This is a genomic window from Sphingomonas sp. BL-S-25, from assembly GCF_055521555.1.
Genome location: NZ_CM145486.1, coordinates 3442192 through 3459004, shown reverse-complemented (window position 1 = coordinate 3459004; position 16813 = coordinate 3442192). Strand labels below are relative to the sequence as shown.

General features: G+C 63.7%; 15 protein-coding genes, 1 tRNA gene and 1 pseudogene. 11 read left to right on the top strand and 6 right to left on the bottom strand.

What is annotated here, in order from left to right:
• The first annotated feature begins 27 nt into the window (after positions 1 to 27).
• The 5 genes and pseudogenes from ACZ1H8_RS16790 (at position 28) to ACZ1H8_RS16770 (ending at position 2639) form a co-directional block, all read left to right on the top strand.
• Positions 28 to 809 (top strand): annotated as a pseudogene (locus tag ACZ1H8_RS16790) (IS5 family transposase).
• A gap of 147 nt (positions 810 to 956) precedes the next feature.
• Positions 957 to 1103 (top strand): hypothetical protein, encoded by a 147-nt coding sequence (locus tag ACZ1H8_RS16785; protein WP_465178333.1) that lies wholly within the window; start codon positions 957 to 959, stop codon positions 1101 to 1103.
• A gap of 104 nt (positions 1104 to 1207) precedes the next feature.
• Positions 1208 to 1519, top strand: a complete 312-nt coding sequence (locus ACZ1H8_RS16780; protein WP_465178332.1) for a hypothetical protein — start codon at positions 1208 to 1210, stop codon at positions 1517 to 1519.
• Positions 1520 to 1676: 157 nt separating this feature from the next.
• Positions 1677 to 2348, top strand: coding sequence for a hypothetical protein (locus ACZ1H8_RS16775; RefSeq protein ID WP_465178330.1), 672 nt, complete (start codon positions 1677 to 1679; stop codon positions 2346 to 2348).
• Between the two features lie 42 nt (positions 2349 to 2390).
• Positions 2391 to 2639, top strand: a complete 249-nt coding sequence (locus ACZ1H8_RS16770) for a hypothetical protein (protein WP_465178329.1) — start codon at positions 2391 to 2393, stop codon at positions 2637 to 2639.
• Positions 2640 to 3064: 425 nt separating this feature from the next.
• On the opposite strand, the gene ACZ1H8_RS16765 is transcribed toward ACZ1H8_RS16770, so the two are convergent.
• Both ACZ1H8_RS16765 and ACZ1H8_RS16760 read right to left on the bottom strand, forming a co-directional pair.
• Positions 3065 to 4246 (bottom strand): PepSY-associated TM helix domain-containing protein, encoded by a 1182-nt coding sequence (locus ACZ1H8_RS16765; protein WP_465178327.1) that lies wholly within the window; start codon positions 4244 to 4246, stop codon positions 3065 to 3067.
• Between the two features lie 2 nt (positions 4247 to 4248).
• Complete coding sequence (locus tag ACZ1H8_RS16760) at positions 4249 to 6390, bottom strand: TonB-dependent siderophore receptor (protein WP_465178326.1); 2142 nt, start codon at positions 6388 to 6390, stop codon at positions 4249 to 4251.
• 384 nt (positions 6391 to 6774) lie between these two features.
• On the opposite strand from ACZ1H8_RS16760, the gene ACZ1H8_RS16755 reads away from it, so the two are divergent.
• From ACZ1H8_RS16755 to ACZ1H8_RS16745, 3 genes are read left to right on the top strand one after another with little or no spacing between them, the layout of a single operon-like run.
• Entirely contained in the window at positions 6775 to 7341 is a 567-nt protein-coding gene (locus ACZ1H8_RS16755) for a hypothetical protein (RefSeq protein WP_465178325.1), read from the top strand.
• The gene (locus tag ACZ1H8_RS16750; protein ID WP_465178324.1) at positions 7341 to 7691 is read left to right on the top strand and encodes a hypothetical protein; all 351 of its coding nucleotides are present in this window, start codon (positions 7341 to 7343) and stop codon (positions 7689 to 7691) included. Before ACZ1H8_RS16755 ends, ACZ1H8_RS16750 begins: the two co-directional genes overlap by 1 nt.
• Positions 7688 to 8881: a hypothetical protein gene (locus tag ACZ1H8_RS16745; protein WP_465178323.1), complete on the top strand. Its 1194-nt coding sequence runs from the start codon at positions 7688 to 7690 to the stop codon at positions 8879 to 8881. The genes ACZ1H8_RS16750 and ACZ1H8_RS16745 overlap by 4 nt, the downstream gene beginning before the upstream one ends.
• On the opposite strand, the gene ACZ1H8_RS16740 is transcribed toward ACZ1H8_RS16745, so the two are convergent.
• The 3 genes from ACZ1H8_RS16740 to ACZ1H8_RS16730 form a co-directional block, all read right to left on the bottom strand.
• A complete protein-coding gene (locus ACZ1H8_RS16740) occupies positions 8828 to 9637 on the bottom strand; it encodes an ATP-binding protein (protein WP_465178322.1) in 810 nt (269 codons plus the stop codon). The two genes, ACZ1H8_RS16745 and ACZ1H8_RS16740, sit on opposite strands and share 54 nt — an antisense overlap.
• A gap of 505 nt (positions 9638 to 10142) precedes the next feature.
• Positions 10143 to 10216, bottom strand: a tRNA-Gly gene (locus tag ACZ1H8_RS16735).
• A 49-nt stretch (positions 10217 to 10265) separates the two neighbouring features.
• Positions 10266 to 11564, bottom strand: a complete 1299-nt coding sequence (locus tag ACZ1H8_RS16730; protein ID WP_465178321.1) for a Xaa-Pro dipeptidase — start codon at positions 11562 to 11564, stop codon at positions 10266 to 10268.
• A 57-nt stretch (positions 11565 to 11621) separates the two neighbouring features.
• Here ACZ1H8_RS16730 and ACZ1H8_RS16725 point away from each other — a divergent pair, with 57 nt between their 5' ends.
• Positions 11622 to 13034 (top strand): M20/M25/M40 family metallo-hydrolase, encoded by a 1413-nt coding sequence (locus tag ACZ1H8_RS16725; protein WP_465178320.1) that lies wholly within the window; start codon positions 11622 to 11624, stop codon positions 13032 to 13034.
• A gap of 243 nt (positions 13035 to 13277) precedes the next feature.
• Here ACZ1H8_RS16725 and ACZ1H8_RS16720 read toward each other — a convergent pair whose 3' ends face one another.
• On the bottom strand, positions 13278 to 13868 hold the full coding sequence (locus tag ACZ1H8_RS16720; protein ID WP_465178319.1) for a TetR family transcriptional regulator C-terminal domain-containing protein: 591 nt from the start codon (positions 13866 to 13868) through the stop codon (positions 13278 to 13280).
• A gap of 88 nt (positions 13869 to 13956) precedes the next feature.
• On the opposite strand from ACZ1H8_RS16720, the gene ACZ1H8_RS16715 reads away from it, so the two are divergent.
• Positions 13957 to 15150, top strand: a complete 1194-nt coding sequence (locus tag ACZ1H8_RS16715; protein WP_465178318.1) for an aromatic ring-hydroxylating oxygenase subunit alpha — start codon at positions 13957 to 13959, stop codon at positions 15148 to 15150.
• Between the two features lie 52 nt (positions 15151 to 15202).
• A complete protein-coding gene (locus ACZ1H8_RS16710; RefSeq protein WP_465178317.1) occupies positions 15203 to 16810 on the top strand; it encodes a phytoene desaturase family protein in 1608 nt (535 codons plus the stop codon).
• Positions 16811 to 16813: the final 3 nt, after the last annotated feature.

Genomic DNA, 16813 nt, shown 5'->3' with positions numbered 1-16813 from the left:
CAAGGCTGCTCTTTGCAGGGGGCGGCGATGGCGCGTGGCGATCTGACGGACGAGGAATGGTCGGTGCTCGAAGGGCTGCTGCCGTCCGAGCGAGGCCGAAAGGCGCGCCCTGCCCATGACAATCGGCGATTTCTAAACGGGATGCTGCATGTACTGCGGGTTGGCTGCCCCTGGCGCGACATGCACGAGCGCTACGGCAAGTGGAACTCGGTCTATGTGCGGTTCCGGCGTTGGGCGGAACAAGGCGTCTGGGATGCGATGCTGGCCACGCTGGTCGAGTTCGGGCTGACCGACGACTGGCAGCACATGATCGACAGCACCACGGTTCGCGGCCATGTTTCGGCAGCGGGCGCTAAAGGGGGACTCATAAGGAGGCTTTTGGTCGATCACGCGGCGGCTTTACGTGCAAAGTCCACGCCCGTTGTGACAATCAGGGACGCCCTCTTGGCTTCATCCTGACTGGCGGGGAGGCATCGGATTATAGCGCTGTCGATGACCTCATGGCGTTGCCTGTCGACAAGCCCAAGGCGCTGCTGGCCGATAAAGGGTATGACGGCGATGCGGTCCGGGCGAACCTGTTGATGCGCGGCATCCTGCCGATCATCCCGCCAAAGGCCAACCGGCGCGAACACATCGCCTGCGACTTCCGTCGATACCGAGACCGTAACCGCATCGAGCGCATGTTCGGCCACCTCAAGCATCAACGCCGCATCGCCACCCGCTACGACAAAACCGCGCTGTCGTTCGCCAGTTTCCTCAATCTTGCCGCTATCCGCAGGTGGTTGCCTAACTTTGTCAACAGCGCCTAGGCGGACGACGGGTCTCTATCGATTTCATCGGACGCAAGACCATGTATTCCGGTAACTACGGACACTTGGGGATGTCGGGTCAGTATATGGTCGTCGATCGCGTGATCTCGCAGCGGGAATGTCCGGAAACGGGCCCCTGTCGCTAAGATGGGCTGGCAGCTTTCCGGCCAATTTCCGCTGGCGAGCGGCGGCAGCTTCACCACGGTCAAGCCCAGCCAGCACAGCCGCACCGCCGGCGACATCATCGAGCGGTTCACCGGGCGGGTGTGCCGGTTCGATCAGGGGGAGACCTGAGTGTGGAAGGTGCGGGTGGTGTGAGCCAAGGGCCTCGCGTTGCAAAGCTGATAAGACGCGGACCGAGCTATCAACCACATCGGAATGAGTTCAGGGATCGATAAATGAGCGTTAGCATAGGACAGGTAATTGCGCCGTGGGTTGGCGATGTCGATCTACCGCAGCTTGAGAATATCAATATGAACGATCGCAGATGCATCGAAAAAGTGGTATTGGAAGATTTGATAGGTAATTATATCAAAGGCGGTCGGGACAGTGAACGATATATGCCGGGGTTAATCGCTATATCGAATATATCCGAGGACGAATTCGAGATGTTTCTATCGGGCTACTACGTCGCGTTCGATTTCCCGAATTATGCACTTTTGAGAGAGGTAATCTTGGACTCATACGCGCAGGTGGGCCTGAAGATTTAGCCAAGCCATCGACTCCTGATCAGGCGGTAGCGCTTTGTCGGTACGGGCGATCCTGTAAGTGCACGGGCCGCTACTGCCCGACCGACGAGGTACAGGGGTTGCTAAGCCCCGGCGAAAGCCGATTATCTTGGCCCACGGCCGAAGGTAAAAAGACCCAGTGAATTCTCATCTGATCGCATTAGCCGGTGCGGAAATTGCAAGTCCCTTGCACGCCTACTTCAGCACAGTTGATGAGTGGGCTATTGGGAAGAGCACTTTGGGTCTGTTCTCGATCGAAGAGTCGATTGATTGGACAAATCAATTTCGAGCGTTTCATCCTATGGTTCGCGACCTTCAAGGCATCATCCTCGATGATCCGCACATGAGCGATCACCACGTCTCACTCTGCCGAGACCCCTTCAAAGGTGCCGTGATGTACCTCGCGCATGATGGCGAAAGCCGGATCGTTTTCGATGGAATGGATAGCTTTCTAAAGGCAGCGCGGGACGCGGCGGAAAGGAAAGAGGCTGTCTATGAACAACATCCAAAGCATCCATGGATCGTGAATGATCAGGCAGCGTTAAAGGACCTGATCACCTCGCTGCAGTCCGGACCGGACGGGGAAGATATCGTTCCGGCACTCGTCCCTTCGCTTGATCTATCCGACACGGACTTCCTGGCTACGCTCGTCAGCGGAGATGATCTCCATGTGCCAGAAGCGGTCGGCCGCGAAATCGCCGCTCGTCCCGCATCGCATCTCATGGCGATTGCCAAGCTTTGTGAGGAGCATCGTCATCCGATGGTTCGCAATGCGGGTGCCGCTGCTCGCGAGCGCATCGCCAATCTTTGAGGACCGCACTGCATTGCCTACGGACAGGACGAGCGAGACCCTATGGTAGATGACGATATCGTCGCAAAGCTGAAATCCGGGGGAAAGACGCCGCTTGCGGAAGCATTGCGATTGATCGCTGATTGTGGAGGTGGCGAGATGACACAGTTTCGCGCGATCGCATGTATGAAGTCGGCCTTCCCGGGTATCCCATTAGGGGTGCTAATCGAGGCAAGCGCGTCAAGACACATTATTGGTGAAGGCGGTCTGACCGATCACGAGGTCAGTCAGATCTTAGGCTCCGACAACTGAAATCAAGATCTAATGCTAACCACGCAAGTTGCGGGTGTTAGCGGCCGATGATGCCTTGTAGGCGTGACCTGATGGTCTCGACTGCTTTGGCTTGCCCGGTCACTGACAGCCCGACATAAGTCTCCGCTTCGACGGAGAGCGGGGCGCCGTCGACAGTGAACCGCAACGTATTGATCTCTTGTGAACCGACGACGGCGTAGTCGCGCCACCTCCTGCGCGCCGACCTCGCGGAGCACCCTCATCAAAGCGTTCGTCGCTTCAAGGTCACGTTCTGAAGCGAGGATAGCGGTCACGATCACGCAGCTCAGCCTACCCGCGGGAATGTCAGCTTTCCACCCAATCCTCGCTATTAGGCGCGCAAATTGGAAGCTGCCAGTTGTGGGCCCGCACACTGCTGCCTGCTCCAGAGCCCACGCCCCCCGACCTCAACTCGCCCCGCCGATCGCATAGGGCGTCATCGCCAGCGCCGTCACCACCGCCGCCACGCCCACCCAGCCCCACACGCCCATGCCGCGCCACGCGATCCGCATCCCGCCGCCCGTCTCGGTCCGGGCCAGGCGCATCGCGTAGATCATGCTGCCGGTCACCGCGAGCGCGGTCATCAGCGCGCCGAACAGGAACCACAATATCTTGGTCCCCAGCCCGCCGAACGTGCCGAAGTGCAGCGGATCTGCCATTTCCGAAATCCGCTGGTGCAGCGTCAGGTCGCCGCCATCCAGCGTCGCGGTCACCCGTCCGTCTGCCGGATCGACCGCGACCGCATTGGCCCGGTCGCGCACCAGCCAGGCACTGTCCTGCCCCAGGAAGATCACGCCTTCCTTTTCCATGAAGCGGATCTCGCGGATCTCCAGCTCCGGCCTCGCCCGATGCGCGATCTCGACCAGCCGGTCCAGCGCCGGCCCGGTCGGCATCGCCCGCTCTCCGATCGCCGGCACCCGCTCGACCGGGGCATAGCCGCCCAGCGTCTCGACCAGATACCAGATGCCGGTCAGCGAGATCAGCGCGACGAACCACAGGCTCCACAGCCCGCCCAGCCGGTGGAGATCGCCCGCCAGCCGCCGCCCGTCGCCGCCGCGCGGCCGGCGGAAGAAGCCGCGCCACCATTTCTTGTACGTCACCACCCCGGTGATCAGCGACGCCGCCAGCAACAGCGCCAGCGCGCACACGATCGGAATGCCGATCTTCGTCGGCAGCATCAGATGGCGATGCACCTGGCGCAGGAAGCGGTGGACATTGGCCCAGCCATGCTGACCCGTCACCTGCCCGGTCCAGGGATCGATATAGACCCGGCCCGGCGCCCCCTTCTCCGGCTCGACCCAGGCCTCGACCGCGAACCAGGGATCGATCGGCGCGAAGATCGTCGTCAGCCGCCGGTCGGGCGCCGCCCGCGTCGCGGCCTCGGCGATCGTCCCCCAGGACGCCCTTGGCGCATCCTGCGGCGCGACGCGCATCGCCGGGGTGACCAGCCAGTCGATCTCGTGCGCGAACACCGCCAGCGTGCCGGTCGCGAGGATGAAGGTCAGGAAGATCGACAGTTTCAGCCCCGCCCAGCTGTGGACGATCCACCACAGCGAGCGGCGCTTCGGCGGACGCGCGGGATTTGCCATCGTCAGAACCGCGTGCGCAGCTCGGCCAGGAAGGTGCGCGGCTCGCCGGGGAAGTGGCCGCTCTGCGCGGAGAAGCCCGATGCCGCGTACACCGTGTCGAACAGGTTATCGACGCGCAGCATCACCTCGGCAAAGCCCAGCTTCTTGGTGATCGAGGCGTCGAACACCGTATAGGGCCGCACCGTCTGGCCCGACAGGCTGATCCGCCGCGACACATGCTCGCCGCCGACCGCAAAGGCGGCATCGACCAACGGCAGCTGATAGCGGGTCCAGAAGCCGACCTTGTGCGCCGGCGCATTGGCGAAGCGGTCGCCGACCGCATTGGTGATCGCCTGCCCCGGCACGGTGCCGGTGATCCGCGCATCATTATAGCCGTAATTGACCATCAGCACCCAGTTGGGCGTCAGGTCGGTGGTCAGGTCGAACTCGAACCCCTTGCTCGTCACCTCGCCGATCGGGCGCAGCTGGTCCTGGCCGTTGACCGGCGGCAGCGTCGGGTCGGCCTGGAGGATGTTGCGGCGCAGGATGCGATAGACCGCGGCATTGGCCTGGACCCGCCCGCCGAACAGGTCGGACTTGGCGCCTGCCTCGATCTGGTTGCCGGTCACCGGCGCGAACGGCCCGCCGGCATCGGTCGACTGGCTGGCCGCAGCCTGCGGCTCGAAGCTTTGCGACCAGCTGGCATAGAGCGACACGTCGCGCCGCGGCTTGAAGATCGCGCCGCCGCGGAAGGTGACGTCGCCGTCGCGGTAGCGCGACCGCGCGCTCACCGTGCCGCCGGTGCTGGTCGTCACCCCGTCCTCGAACCGGTCGTAGCGCACGCCCGCGACCAGCATCAGCGCCTCGGTCAGGCTCAGCTGATCCTGCAGGTAGAAGCCGTATCGCTTCGTGCGGGTATCCGTGACGGTATAGGGCAAGGCCGCGGCGCGCACCGCGTCGCCGTCCGACTGGCCATAGACCGGGTTGCTGAGGCTGAGCGGCAGCACCCCGGCGCGCAGGATTCGCGATTGCAGGATGCTGGTTTCGTCATACCAGTCGCCGCCCGCCTGGAACTTGTGCTCCATGCCCAGGATCGTCGCCTTCGCCGTCGCGTTTGCCATGAACGATAATCCGTCGACCGGGCGGATCTGGTCGCGGAACTCGCGCAGCACCAGGTCGGGATTGGTCGGGCTCAACCCGCGCGGCTCGTGATATTTCTGCCGCTCGGTCGCCTTGAAATAGCGCACGCCGGCATCGAACGTCACCCGCTCGCCGATCGACGTCGCATAGCGCGCCTGCACCGCGGTCGAGGTCAGGTGGAGGAAGTCGCTCGGTTCGTTGGCGTTCCACCGGATCGAGGTCAGGAAATTGCCGGCATTGTCGACCAGCACGCCGCGCAGCCGGTTGGCACGCAACTGATTGTCATAGGTCGTCGCCTGCAACGTCAGCGCACCGCCCGCATTGGTCCGGATCGTCAGCCCGGCATCGCCGATCAGCGACTTGTTCTGGGTGTTGCGCCGGTACGGGTCCATCGATTCATAGAAGCCGCCGACGCGATAGGTCAGCACCCCGTCGCCATCGATCCGCCCGGTCGCCTCGGACGAGATGCCGATCCGGTCGTAATTGCCCGCGGTCACGACGGTGCGCAGCGCCGCCTTGTCCGACGGCGTCTTCGACACATAGTTGATGATGCCGCCCGGCGATCCCGGCCCGAAGAACAGCCCCGCCGGCCCCTTCAGCACCTCGACCCGGTCGATGTTGAACAGCTGCGGCACCGAAAAGCCGATGAACGGATTGCCCCGCTGGCCGTCATAATAGGACTGGTCCTGGCGAAAGCCGCGGAACGTCACCCCGGCATAGCTGAAGAAGCTGACGCCCGAGATGTTGCGATAGATATCGGTCGCATCGCGCGCGCCCTGATCCGCGATCAGCTCGGAATTGATCACCTGCAGCGCCTGGGGAATGTTCAGCGGATCCTCCGCCGACTTGCCCACCGTCGTCGTCTCCGTCCGATACAGACGCTGTGCGCGCCCGGTGACGATGATCTCGTCACTGTCCGGCGCCGCGGCCGCCGGGTCGGCGGCGGCGGTCCCCTGGTCCTGAGCGAAGGCAACAGCCGGCGAAGCCAGGGCGACGAGCAGCCCCGGGATGAATGCAGGTTTCACGGTTTCCCCTTTATGCGACTAATTCGCATTAGCCAGCACTGCGGGGGATTGCAATGGTGCGGTGCGGGGAAGGTGGTCACTACTGTTTGGTTGTCTGCACGCCAGACGGTTTCAATGAAGGAAGCCGGGACGGCTCAGATGTCCGCCAATTCGCCCTTTGCCCTGCTTGTTCAGGCTGACTTGGGATCGCCCTCCGTGGCGCGCCTCATGACGGCTGTCATCACTGCACGCACTATGGCGGGACGGCGGTCTAGGATCACTCCACGGGCTTGGCCGATAAAATCAAGGGATATCCATTCGTCCCCGGCGCTCGACGTTATTGCCAGAACGCTTGACGGGACGCGACCCCTCACTTATCTCACTTTTATGAGTGAGGAATGTGAAATGATCCGATATTCGATGCTGACCGGTCCAACCGGAAGCACAACGCTGGCCGGTAGCGCCATGGGGCGGCAGATGCTTGCGCAGCTTATTGAAAAGACAAAGCCGATGGCAGCTCCCACTCTTGCCTTCCTCGATTTCGCGGAGGTGGACATCGCAACCGGGTCGTTTCTTCGCGAGGCCGTCATGGGCTTCCGCGACTTCTGCCGCAGTGCGGCTGGCATGATCTACCCAGTGATCGCTAACGCTAATGCGACCATCGAGGAAGAACTTGCTACCTACCTTCGGGGGCGCAACGACGCCATTTGGGCATGTACCCTAGATGCCGACGGTGTCGCCACTGATCCCCGCATCCTTGGAGAGCTCGATGCAGGGCAGATGAGCACCATCCAATTAATTGCCCAGCACCATCCGATTTCCGCGCCTGAGCTGGCAAAGCTTCGTCCCGATGACAAGATCGGCACGACCGCGTGGAACAACCGGCTGGCGACGCTGTCCGCCAAGGGCATGCTCAAGGAAGTGCGGCACGGCAAAACTAAGCTGTTCAGCCCGGTGATGGAGGCGGTGTAATGGGTGCTGATTTTATCCGCGAACAATCTGGCCAGCCTTGGCGCAAGCGCTGGAACAAGGGCGTGGACCGACTCAAACAGCCGGGCCTGTTCGATGTCCGGTTCGGGTCACAGCAGCGGACAATTACGGCGGACATCGACCCTGGCTTGAGCGTGCGCGCGGGCGACGAACTGGTCGTGCAGTGCGGGTCTGGCAACACCATGGTTTGTCGTGGCCAAAGCCGCATCGGTGCCGTGAATGGCTTGCCGTCCGACATGCGCACGACCATCACCGACTGCGGCGGCGTCGCACTCGGAATCGTCGAACGGGTCAGCCTGTTCGGAAACAGCGTGGAGCTTCGTTTGCAATGAAGAATGCCAACAACAATTCGCTGCCCCGCATCGTGCGCAACTCGCAGCGCTTGTGGGACGATGCTGCCACCATACCCTGTTCGCTGGGCTGCGTGAGCTGCGTTGATCGCCCAATCTGTGGCGGTGCGCACAACAGCGCCAGCTTCTTCGATTGTGGCGACTACTGCCGCTGCGATGACAAGGCGACCTGTGACTTGGTTTGCCGAGGCAACCCCAAGCAGTTTGTGGAACGCCTGCGTGAGATCAATGGCTTGGTCCTCAACAACGCACCTCGCGTTCCAATCGTCCCCATCGAGCCGCTGCCGCCGATGGTTCCATTGATCGAGCACGCCACGGCACGCGTCGGTACGCTCAACTCTCCGATTGTAGCGCTGCCATTCTACGCTCTTTTGAACATTGACACGGACACGCTGCGCTATCCCGACAGGGCTGCGTTGAGTCAGAAGTTCGGTATTGATCCGAACGCCCGGCTTATCATTTCCGGCGTAGCGCGCGATCGCAGGATCGAGCGCTATTGGGCTGCAACAGACAGGAGTGCCATGCTGGAGCAGCTTGCGGCCCTCGACATCGCGCTGATCACACCACCCAATTACAGTGTGCTTACCGATGTGCCCCGCACCGACAACATGCATGCCATGAAACGCATTCTGATGGCGGCGGTGGAGATGATGCAGGCAGGGCTTCCGACCGCGCTCCACGTCAACGCCCGTACCGAACGGGATTACGAGCGCTGGGCCGAGCTGATCGCCGAACGCCCCGAGATTCAATATCTGGCCTTTGAGTTCGCAACTGGCACAGGTCGTGGCGAACGGCTGGATTGGCACGTGGCGCAGCTGTCCGCACTTGCCGCCCGCGTGCCCCGATCACTGGGTTTGGTTGTGCGTGGCGGCATCCGGGCCCTGGAACCGCTGCGCGCAGCTTTTGCGGCGGTGACAATGATCGATACCGACGCCTTCACCAAAACCCGTTGCCGCCAAGAAGCTCAATTCCGCCCCGACGGGAAATTGGTGTGGCGCAAGCGCCCAACGCCGCGCGGTGCGCCAATCGACGCGTTGCTGCAACAGAACGTCGCAGCGCTTCACAGCCACCATATCATCTTGGAGCGCACCCACGCAGAGCGGCGGCGCGATGCCGCTTCACCGGGTTTCCGCACGCCAAATCGCGCTGATCGTCAGGCCCGCGAGGGCTGAGGTATGGCTGAGCCGCTGGTGCCCGTGAAGAGGGTCATTTGTCGGACATAGCGTGAGCGCATGATCACCGGAGCGGAATCGAAGCTCGACGCGGTCTGTCACCATTGACTTGCAGAGTTGTACGAATCCCTGGCCCCGTCCGCTCGATGCGGGGAAGCGTGACACCCCCGGCCTAATTGCCTCCGTCAGTGCCGCACCTGCGTCGGGCAGATGCGCGTAGTCAGCATTCTGCCGCAGCGTCTCCAACACACCCATGCCGCGATCCGCCACCACAAACTCGAAGGTGCGATCTGTAACTGCATAGGCGACCAGCCCCGTCTGGGCCGCACCGCTATGCTCGTAGACATTGTCTTGCATCTCACTCAACGCCCCAACCAGCGATGCAACGAGCCTGGCAGGTAACCCTCTATTCTTGGCCGAATTTTCTGCATGGAGGAGCCATTGCTCCCATACCGGAGCGCGGGTCTCTACGGGGTTTTCAAGCGGCAATGGGAATGCGCCAGCTTGATCGTTGAAGCCGCCACCAAAAGGCTGCCCTGTTGCCCATGCCTCGCGAACTCTGGGAGCAAACGAACCCGCAAATGATATGGAATCGTACTCACTGGGAAATCGCTGGGCAGCTCCTAGCAACTCGATAATCGGGCCAATACGCCCTGAGTTTTCGATGACAAGTGAACCATGCCCCTGCAATCTGCCATGCACGGCTTCCGCCAGCAGGTCATCCGCAACCGAAAACTGAGCCTGCAATGCGTGCATAGTCACTCACATTCACGAGTACTTTGGTGAGTTCATACGATTGTTTGAATTTCGGCAAGCTCAAACTTTGCCTTGCTCAACATAGGCATAAGCGCAGGCAACTACCCTTGTCCTCCGCGAACGGAGGAAATAGACCATCCCCACAGGCGAAAGAACGCAGCGAGATTGCATTGAAGCTATAGAGAGTTGAATGGACCGGGGTAGGCGTCGCCTTCGTGGCAAACGCTCACAGCATCGACTTCACGGGCTTGCGCCCCTTCTGGCGCGGATCGAAGCGTTTACCGCTCACCATCAATCCCAAAAGCCATAAACCCACCGCTCTAAGCGGCACGGCTGAACGGGCTGGCATTGTCGGCTTGATTTGAAAAGGATGCGTAGAGAACGTGCATCTGGGACAGAAAAGACCGCGAATCAAATCCGCAAATTTTTCTGCACAAAACCTATACAGGGGAAAATCTGGTATCTTTATCCAGTTATTTCAAATCTTTGGATGATATCAAAGATTTGGAGCGGGTGAAGGGAATCGAACCCTCGTCGTAAGCTTGGGAAGCTTCTGCTCTACCATTGAGCTACACCCGCGTGCAGCGCCGGATATGCCAGGCTTGGGCGTCCGGTCAACCGGCAAAGCTCATCGCACCACCGCCCCGCCCTTCATCACCACCGCGACATGCTCCAGCACGCGGATGTCGGTCAGCGGGTCGCCCTTCACCGCGATCAGGTCGGCATAGCGGCCGGGGGCGACCGCGCCGACATCGGCTTCGCGGCGCAGCAGTTCGGCGGCGACCGTGGTCGCGGCGCGGATCGCCTGGAGCGGGGTCATGCCGTGGCGGACCATATAGGCGAACTGGCGCGCATTCTGGCCGTGCGGATAGACGCCGGCGTCGGTGCCATAGGCGATCTTCACCCCCGCCTTCACCGCCGCGGCGAAGCCGGTGCGCTGGGTGTCGGTGGTCTCGCGGTTCTTGCGCAGATATTCGGCGGGCCAGCCCTTGGCGCGGCCCTCGCTCTCGATCCAGTCGCCATTATAGATGTCCATCACCAGCCAGACGCCGCGTGCCTTGGCCATGGCGATCCCCTCGGCATCGATCAGCGAGGCGTGCTCGATCGATCGCACCCCGGCGCGGATCGCCGCCTTGATCGCGGCGGCGCCGTGCGCATGGGCGGTGACATAGCCGCCATTCTCCGCCGCCTCGGCGACCGCGGCGCGCATCTCGTCCTCGGACAGTTCCAGCCGGCCCGGCTCGCCGCCCATCGCCAGCACCGCACCCGACGCGATCAGCTTGATCGAGTCGACCCGGTGCTGGAACAGGAAGCGCACACGCTCGCGCACCTCGTCGGGGTTGCGCACCACGCCGATGCGGAAATCGGCCGGGATCTGGACATCGGGCGCGAAGCCGGTCACCTCGCCGCCGCCGCCCGGCACGGTGATATAGGCACCGACCACGTTCATCCGCGGCCCCTGGACCCAGCCGGCATCGATCGCATCGCGCAGCGCGACGTCGGTCAGCCCGCGATAGCAGCCGACATCATGGACGGTGGTGAAGCCCGCTCGCAACGTCAGCCCGGCATTGCGCGCGCCGACGAATGCCGTCTCCGCCGCCGATCGCATCAGCACGGTGCCGGGCTCGAACCCCTCGAAATCGGCCAGATGCGCGTGCATGTCGATCAGCCCGGGCAGCACGGTATAGCCCGACCAGTCCTCGGACGGCCCGTCCGTGGGCGCGCCGCGCCAAGGACCGACCGAGGCGATCCGGTCGCCCTCGATCCGGATCAGCTGGTCGCTGAGCATCCGCCCGGCGATCACGTCGAGCAGCTGTCCCGCGCGGACATAGCGGACCGGCCGGGCCGCTTCCTGTGCCGCCGCGGGACCGGGGACGGCTATCGCGAGCGCGATGCACAGCAGCAGCCACCGAACCACATGGCGCATTGCCATTCCCCCTCAGCCTCCGCATAGTTTTACGCCTGTACAACTGGGAGACAAGTGATGGTGCGTGGCGGCTTTGCGGCTTTTCTGGCGGCGGCGTTCGCCGCGGGCGGCGTCTCCTCTGCCCAGGCACAGACCGCCGGCCCCAATCCGCAGGCCGAGGCGCAGGCGCTCGAGCTGCTGAAGCGCGGCATCGCCTTTCGCACCGTCGCCGGCCCGGGCAACCAGACCTTCGACTATGCCACCTATTTGAAGGGCGTGCTGGTCGAGGCGGGGTTTCCGGCGGACGACATCAAGGTCGAGCGGGTCGGCGACACCGCCTATCTGGTCGCGCGCTACCGCGGCACCGGCAAGGCGAAGAACGGTGCCAAGCCGATCCTGATCTCCGGCCATATGGACGTGGTCGAGGCCAAGCCCGCCGACTGGACGCGCGATCCGTTCACCGCGGTGGTCGAGAATGGCTATATCTGGGGCCGCGGCGCCAGCGACATGAAGTACGACATGTCGACCATGGTCGCGACCTTCGTCCAGCTGAAGCGCGAGGGGTTCAAGCCCGGCCGCGACATCATCCTGCTGTTCTCCGGCGACGAGGAGACCAGCATGAAGACCACCGCGCTGATGGCGGCGGACTATCATGACGCAGAACTGCTGCTGAACATCGACGGGGGCGGCGGCGAGTTGGACGAGGCGGGCAAGCCGGTCGTGTTCGGGGTCCAGGGCGCGGAAAAGACCTATGCCGATTTCGAACTGACTTTCACCAATCCCGGCGGCCACAGCTCGGCCCCGCGCAAGGCGAACGCGATCTACTCGCTGGCCCGCGCGCTGGAGAAGCTCGATGCGTACCAGTTCCCCGCGCAGATCAACGACGTGACCCGCGCCAGCTTCACCGCGGCCGCTGCCAATGCCGAGCCCAAGCTGGCGGACGCGATGCGCCGCTTCGTCGCCAATCCACAGGACAAGGAGGCGGTGGCGGTGCTGCGCGCCGATCCCGGCTATGTCGGCCAGACCGGCACGACCTGTGTCGCGACGATGGTCAATGCCGGCCACGCCGCCAACGCCCTGCCCCAGCGCGCGACCGCGAACGTCAATTGCCGCATCTTTCCGGGGGTGAAGGTCGCCGATGTCCAGGCGACGCTGACCCAGGTGATCGGCGATCCCGAACTGAAGATCCGCGAGCTCGACAGCGGATCGGTCGCCAGCGACGCATCGCCGCTGCGCCCCGACCTGATGAAGCTGGTGACGAAGGCGGTCCATGCCCGCTTCCCGAACGTGCCGATCGTGCCGGTGATGTCCGCCGGCGCAACCGACTCGATGCACTTCCGCGCCCGCGGCGTGCCCAGCTACGGCATCAGCCCGATCTTCATGAAGAGCAGCGACTCCTTCGCCCACGGCCTGAACGAACGCACCCCGATCAGCGAGATCGCGCCGTCGATCGTGTTCTACAAGACGGTGCTGACCGAATTGGCAAAGTGAGGGCGCGCGGGGGTGCGAGGTACCGCATCCCTTCGAAAACGTCTTGAGATCAGTGTCTTAAATCCTCTCCCGGAGGGAGAGGGGGACCAGCCATAGGCTGGTGGAGAGGGAGTATCCACAAACAGCCACCTGCGTGTGCTGAAACTCCCTCTCCACCGCTTCGCGGTCCCCCTCTCCCTCCGGGAGAGGATTTTCACTTATAGATCAAATTCTTGCGCCTGAGCGACCTCTGGGGGAACCACCCTATACCAGCAACGCCGAGATCCACCGCTCCGCAATCTCGCCCGCTTCCTCCGGCGTGAACACATCGGGCGCCAGGCACAACTCCAACCACAGCCCGTCGACCAGAGCGGTCAGCCCGATCGCCGCCAGCCGCACCTCGCGCCGCGGCATGCCGCAGGCGATCAGCAGCGGCTCCAGCCCGGCGCGGTAATTGGCGTAGATCTCGCCGTGCAGCGCCTGCATCGCCGGATTCGACTTGGCCAGGCTCCAGAAGGCGATCCAGGTCGCGAGCAGCGCCGGGTCGGCGATCGGGCTGCGGAAGCTGGCATTGACATAGGCGACCAGCCGCGCGCGCGGCATCAGCCCGGAATCCGACACCGCATCGTCCAGCGCCTGCGCCACGCGCGTGTCGACCCAGCGATAGGTCTCCGCAATCAACGCATCGATCCCGTCGAAATAGTGGCGCAGCAACCCCGGCGACACGCCGGCGGTGGCGCAGATGGTGCGAACCGATGCGCCGGCTGCGCCGCGTTCGGCAAGCACCGTCGCGGCGGCTTCGATCAGGCTCTGGCGCCGGGCATCGGGTTCGCCGCGAATGAAGGTGCGTGCCATGACCGCTTCATGCCCGATCGCCGCGCGCTTGTCGAAGGGGAGATCCGCTGTTATACGATCGTACAACAAGGATCTGGGAAAGGCAGCAATGGCCCATCGTTTCGCCGATGCCGGCATCGATCCCGATGATGATTTCAGCCTGCCGGGCTGGCTCTATACCGACCCCGAATTCCAGCAGGTCGAGATCGACCGGGTGATCCGCCCGTCTTGGCAGATCGTCTGCCATGTCAGCGATCTTGCGAAGACCGGCGACTTCCACACGATCGACTATGCCGGCGAAAGTGTGATCGCGATCCGCGGCGCCGATGGCGAGGTCCGCGCCTTCACCAATGTCTGCCGCCACCGCGCGATGCGGCTGGTCGAGGGCCCGACCGGCTGCGCGAAGAAGCTGGTCTGCCCCTATCATGCCTGGACCTATGATCCCGACGGGCGGCTGAGCGGCGTGCCGGCGCGGTCCGATTATGACGGGCTCGATCCCGCGGCGCACGGCCTGGCGCCGGTCGGGGTCGAGATCTGGCGCGGCTTCGTGTTCGTCCGGCTGGAGGATCGCGGCGGCCCCTCGGTGGCCGAGATGATGACGCCCTATGACCATGAGGTCGCGCCCTATCGGTTCGAGGAGATGCGCACCCTCACTCCGGTGCGGCTGCGTGACCGGCCGGTGAACTGGAAGAATGTCGGCGACAATTATTCGGACGGGCTGCACATCCCGGTCGCCCATCCCGGGCTGACCCGGCTGTTCGGGCGCAGCTATTCGATCGAGGCACAGCCCTGGGTCGATCGCATGTCGGGCTATCTGACCGAGCGGTCGGGCAATTTCTGGGAGGATGTGTACCGCACCCACCTGCCCCATGCCGATCACCTGCCCGAGGCGAACCAGCGGCTGTGGCTCTATTACAAGCTGTGGCCCAACCAGGCGTTCGACATCTATTCGGACCAGATCGACTTCATGCAGTGGCTGCCGCTCAGCCCGACCAGCTGCGTGCTGCGCGAGATGAGCTTCGCCCTGCCGGACGACCATCTGCCGGAGGACCAGCGCCGGACGATGAAGCTGGTGCGCTATGCCAATTGGCGGATCAACCGGATGGTCAATGCCGAGGATACCTGGCTGATCACCCGCATCCAGCAGGGCATGGCCTCGCGCAGCTACAGCCTCGGCCCGCTGGGCAAGAGCGAGGTCTGCCTGCGCAGTTTCGCGCGCAAGATCCGCGCGCTGATCCCCGAGGCGCGGCTGCACCAGCCGCCCGCGCCGGGATGGAGCCGGCGGCCGCGGGCGGTCGAGTGATCGCCGCGCCACGAACGACGCGAGCCGGAATGACATCAATAGGCGGGGGCGAATGACGCAGCGATACGACGCACTGATCATCGGCGGCGGGCATAACGGCCTGGTCTGCGCCTTCTACCTTGCGCGCGCCGGGCTGAAGGTCCGCGTGCTCGAACGCCGCGACGTCGTCGGCGGCGCGGCGGTAACCGAGGAATTCCATCCCGGCTTCCGCAACTCGACCGCCAGCTACACGGTCAGCCTGCTGCGCCCCAAGGTGATCCGCGACATGCGACTGCACGAACGTGGCTGGCGGATCATCGAACGCACGATCAGCAACTTCCTGCCGCATGACGGCGGTTATCTGAAGCTGGGCGGCGGCACCGCTCGTACCCAGGCGGAATTCGCCCGGTTCAGTCCGAAGGATGCCGAGACCTTCCCGAAATATGAGGAAGCGCTGGAGCGCGTGGCGGAGGTGCTGCGCGACCTGTCGCTGAAGACCCCGCCCAATGCCGGCAGCGGGGTGCGCGCACTGCTCGCCGCAGCCAGCCAGGGCCGCCGCCTGGCCGGCATGGACATCGAGGCGCAGCGCGACGTGATGGACCTGTTCGTCAAGTCGGCGCGCGATTTCCTCGACAGCTGGTACGAGAACGACTTCGTGAAGGCGGCGTTCGGCTTCGACGCGGTGGTCGGCAACTATGCCAGCCCCGACACGCCGGGCAGCGCCTATGTCCTGCTCCACCATGTGTTCGGCGAGGTGAACGGGAAGAAGGGCACCTGGGGCCATTCGGTCGGCGGCATGGGTGCGATCACGCAGTATATGGCCGAGGCATGCCGCGATGTCGGCGTCGAGATCAGCCTGGAGGCACCCGTCGCACGGGTGCTGGTCGACGGCAAGCGGGTCGCCGGCGTGCGGCTGGAAAGCGGCGAGGAGATTGCGGCGGGCATCGTCGCGTCGAACGCCGGCCCCGCCCTGCTCTATCGCCAGCTGGTTGACCGCAGCGACATGAGCCCCGAATTCGCCCGGCGGATGGACCATTTCAAGGCGGGATCGGGCACGTTCCGGATGAACGTCGCCCTGTCCGAACTGCCCGACTTTACCGTGCTGCCCGGCAAGGAGGTGGCGGAGCATCACACCGCCGGCATCATCATCTCCCCCACGCTCGACTATATGGACCGGGCCTATACCGACGCGAAGGCCAAGGGCTGGTCCGACGCGCCGATCGTCGAGATGAAGATCCCGACCAGCGTCGACGACAGCCTGGCGCCGCCGGGCATGCATGTCGCCTCGCTGTTCTGCCAGCAATTCGCGCCCGTGCTGCCCGATGGCCGCAGCTGGGACGATGCGCGTGACCAGGCGGCGGAGACGATCATCGACACGGTGACCCGGCACGCCCCCAATTTCCGCAAGTCGATCATCGCCACCCAGATCCATTCGCCGCTCGACCTGGAGCGCAAGTTCGGGCTGATCGGCGGCGACATCATGCATGGCCACATGTCGCTCGACCAGCTCTGGGCCGCCCGCCCCCTGCTCGGCCATGGCGATTATCGCGGCCCGATCAAGGGCCTCTACATGTGCGGCGCCGGCACCCATCCCGGCGGCGGCGTCACCGGCGCCCCGGGACATAATGCAGCGCACGAGATCTTGCGCGACCGCAGCATGCTTGGCTGGTTATTGGGCTAAGCG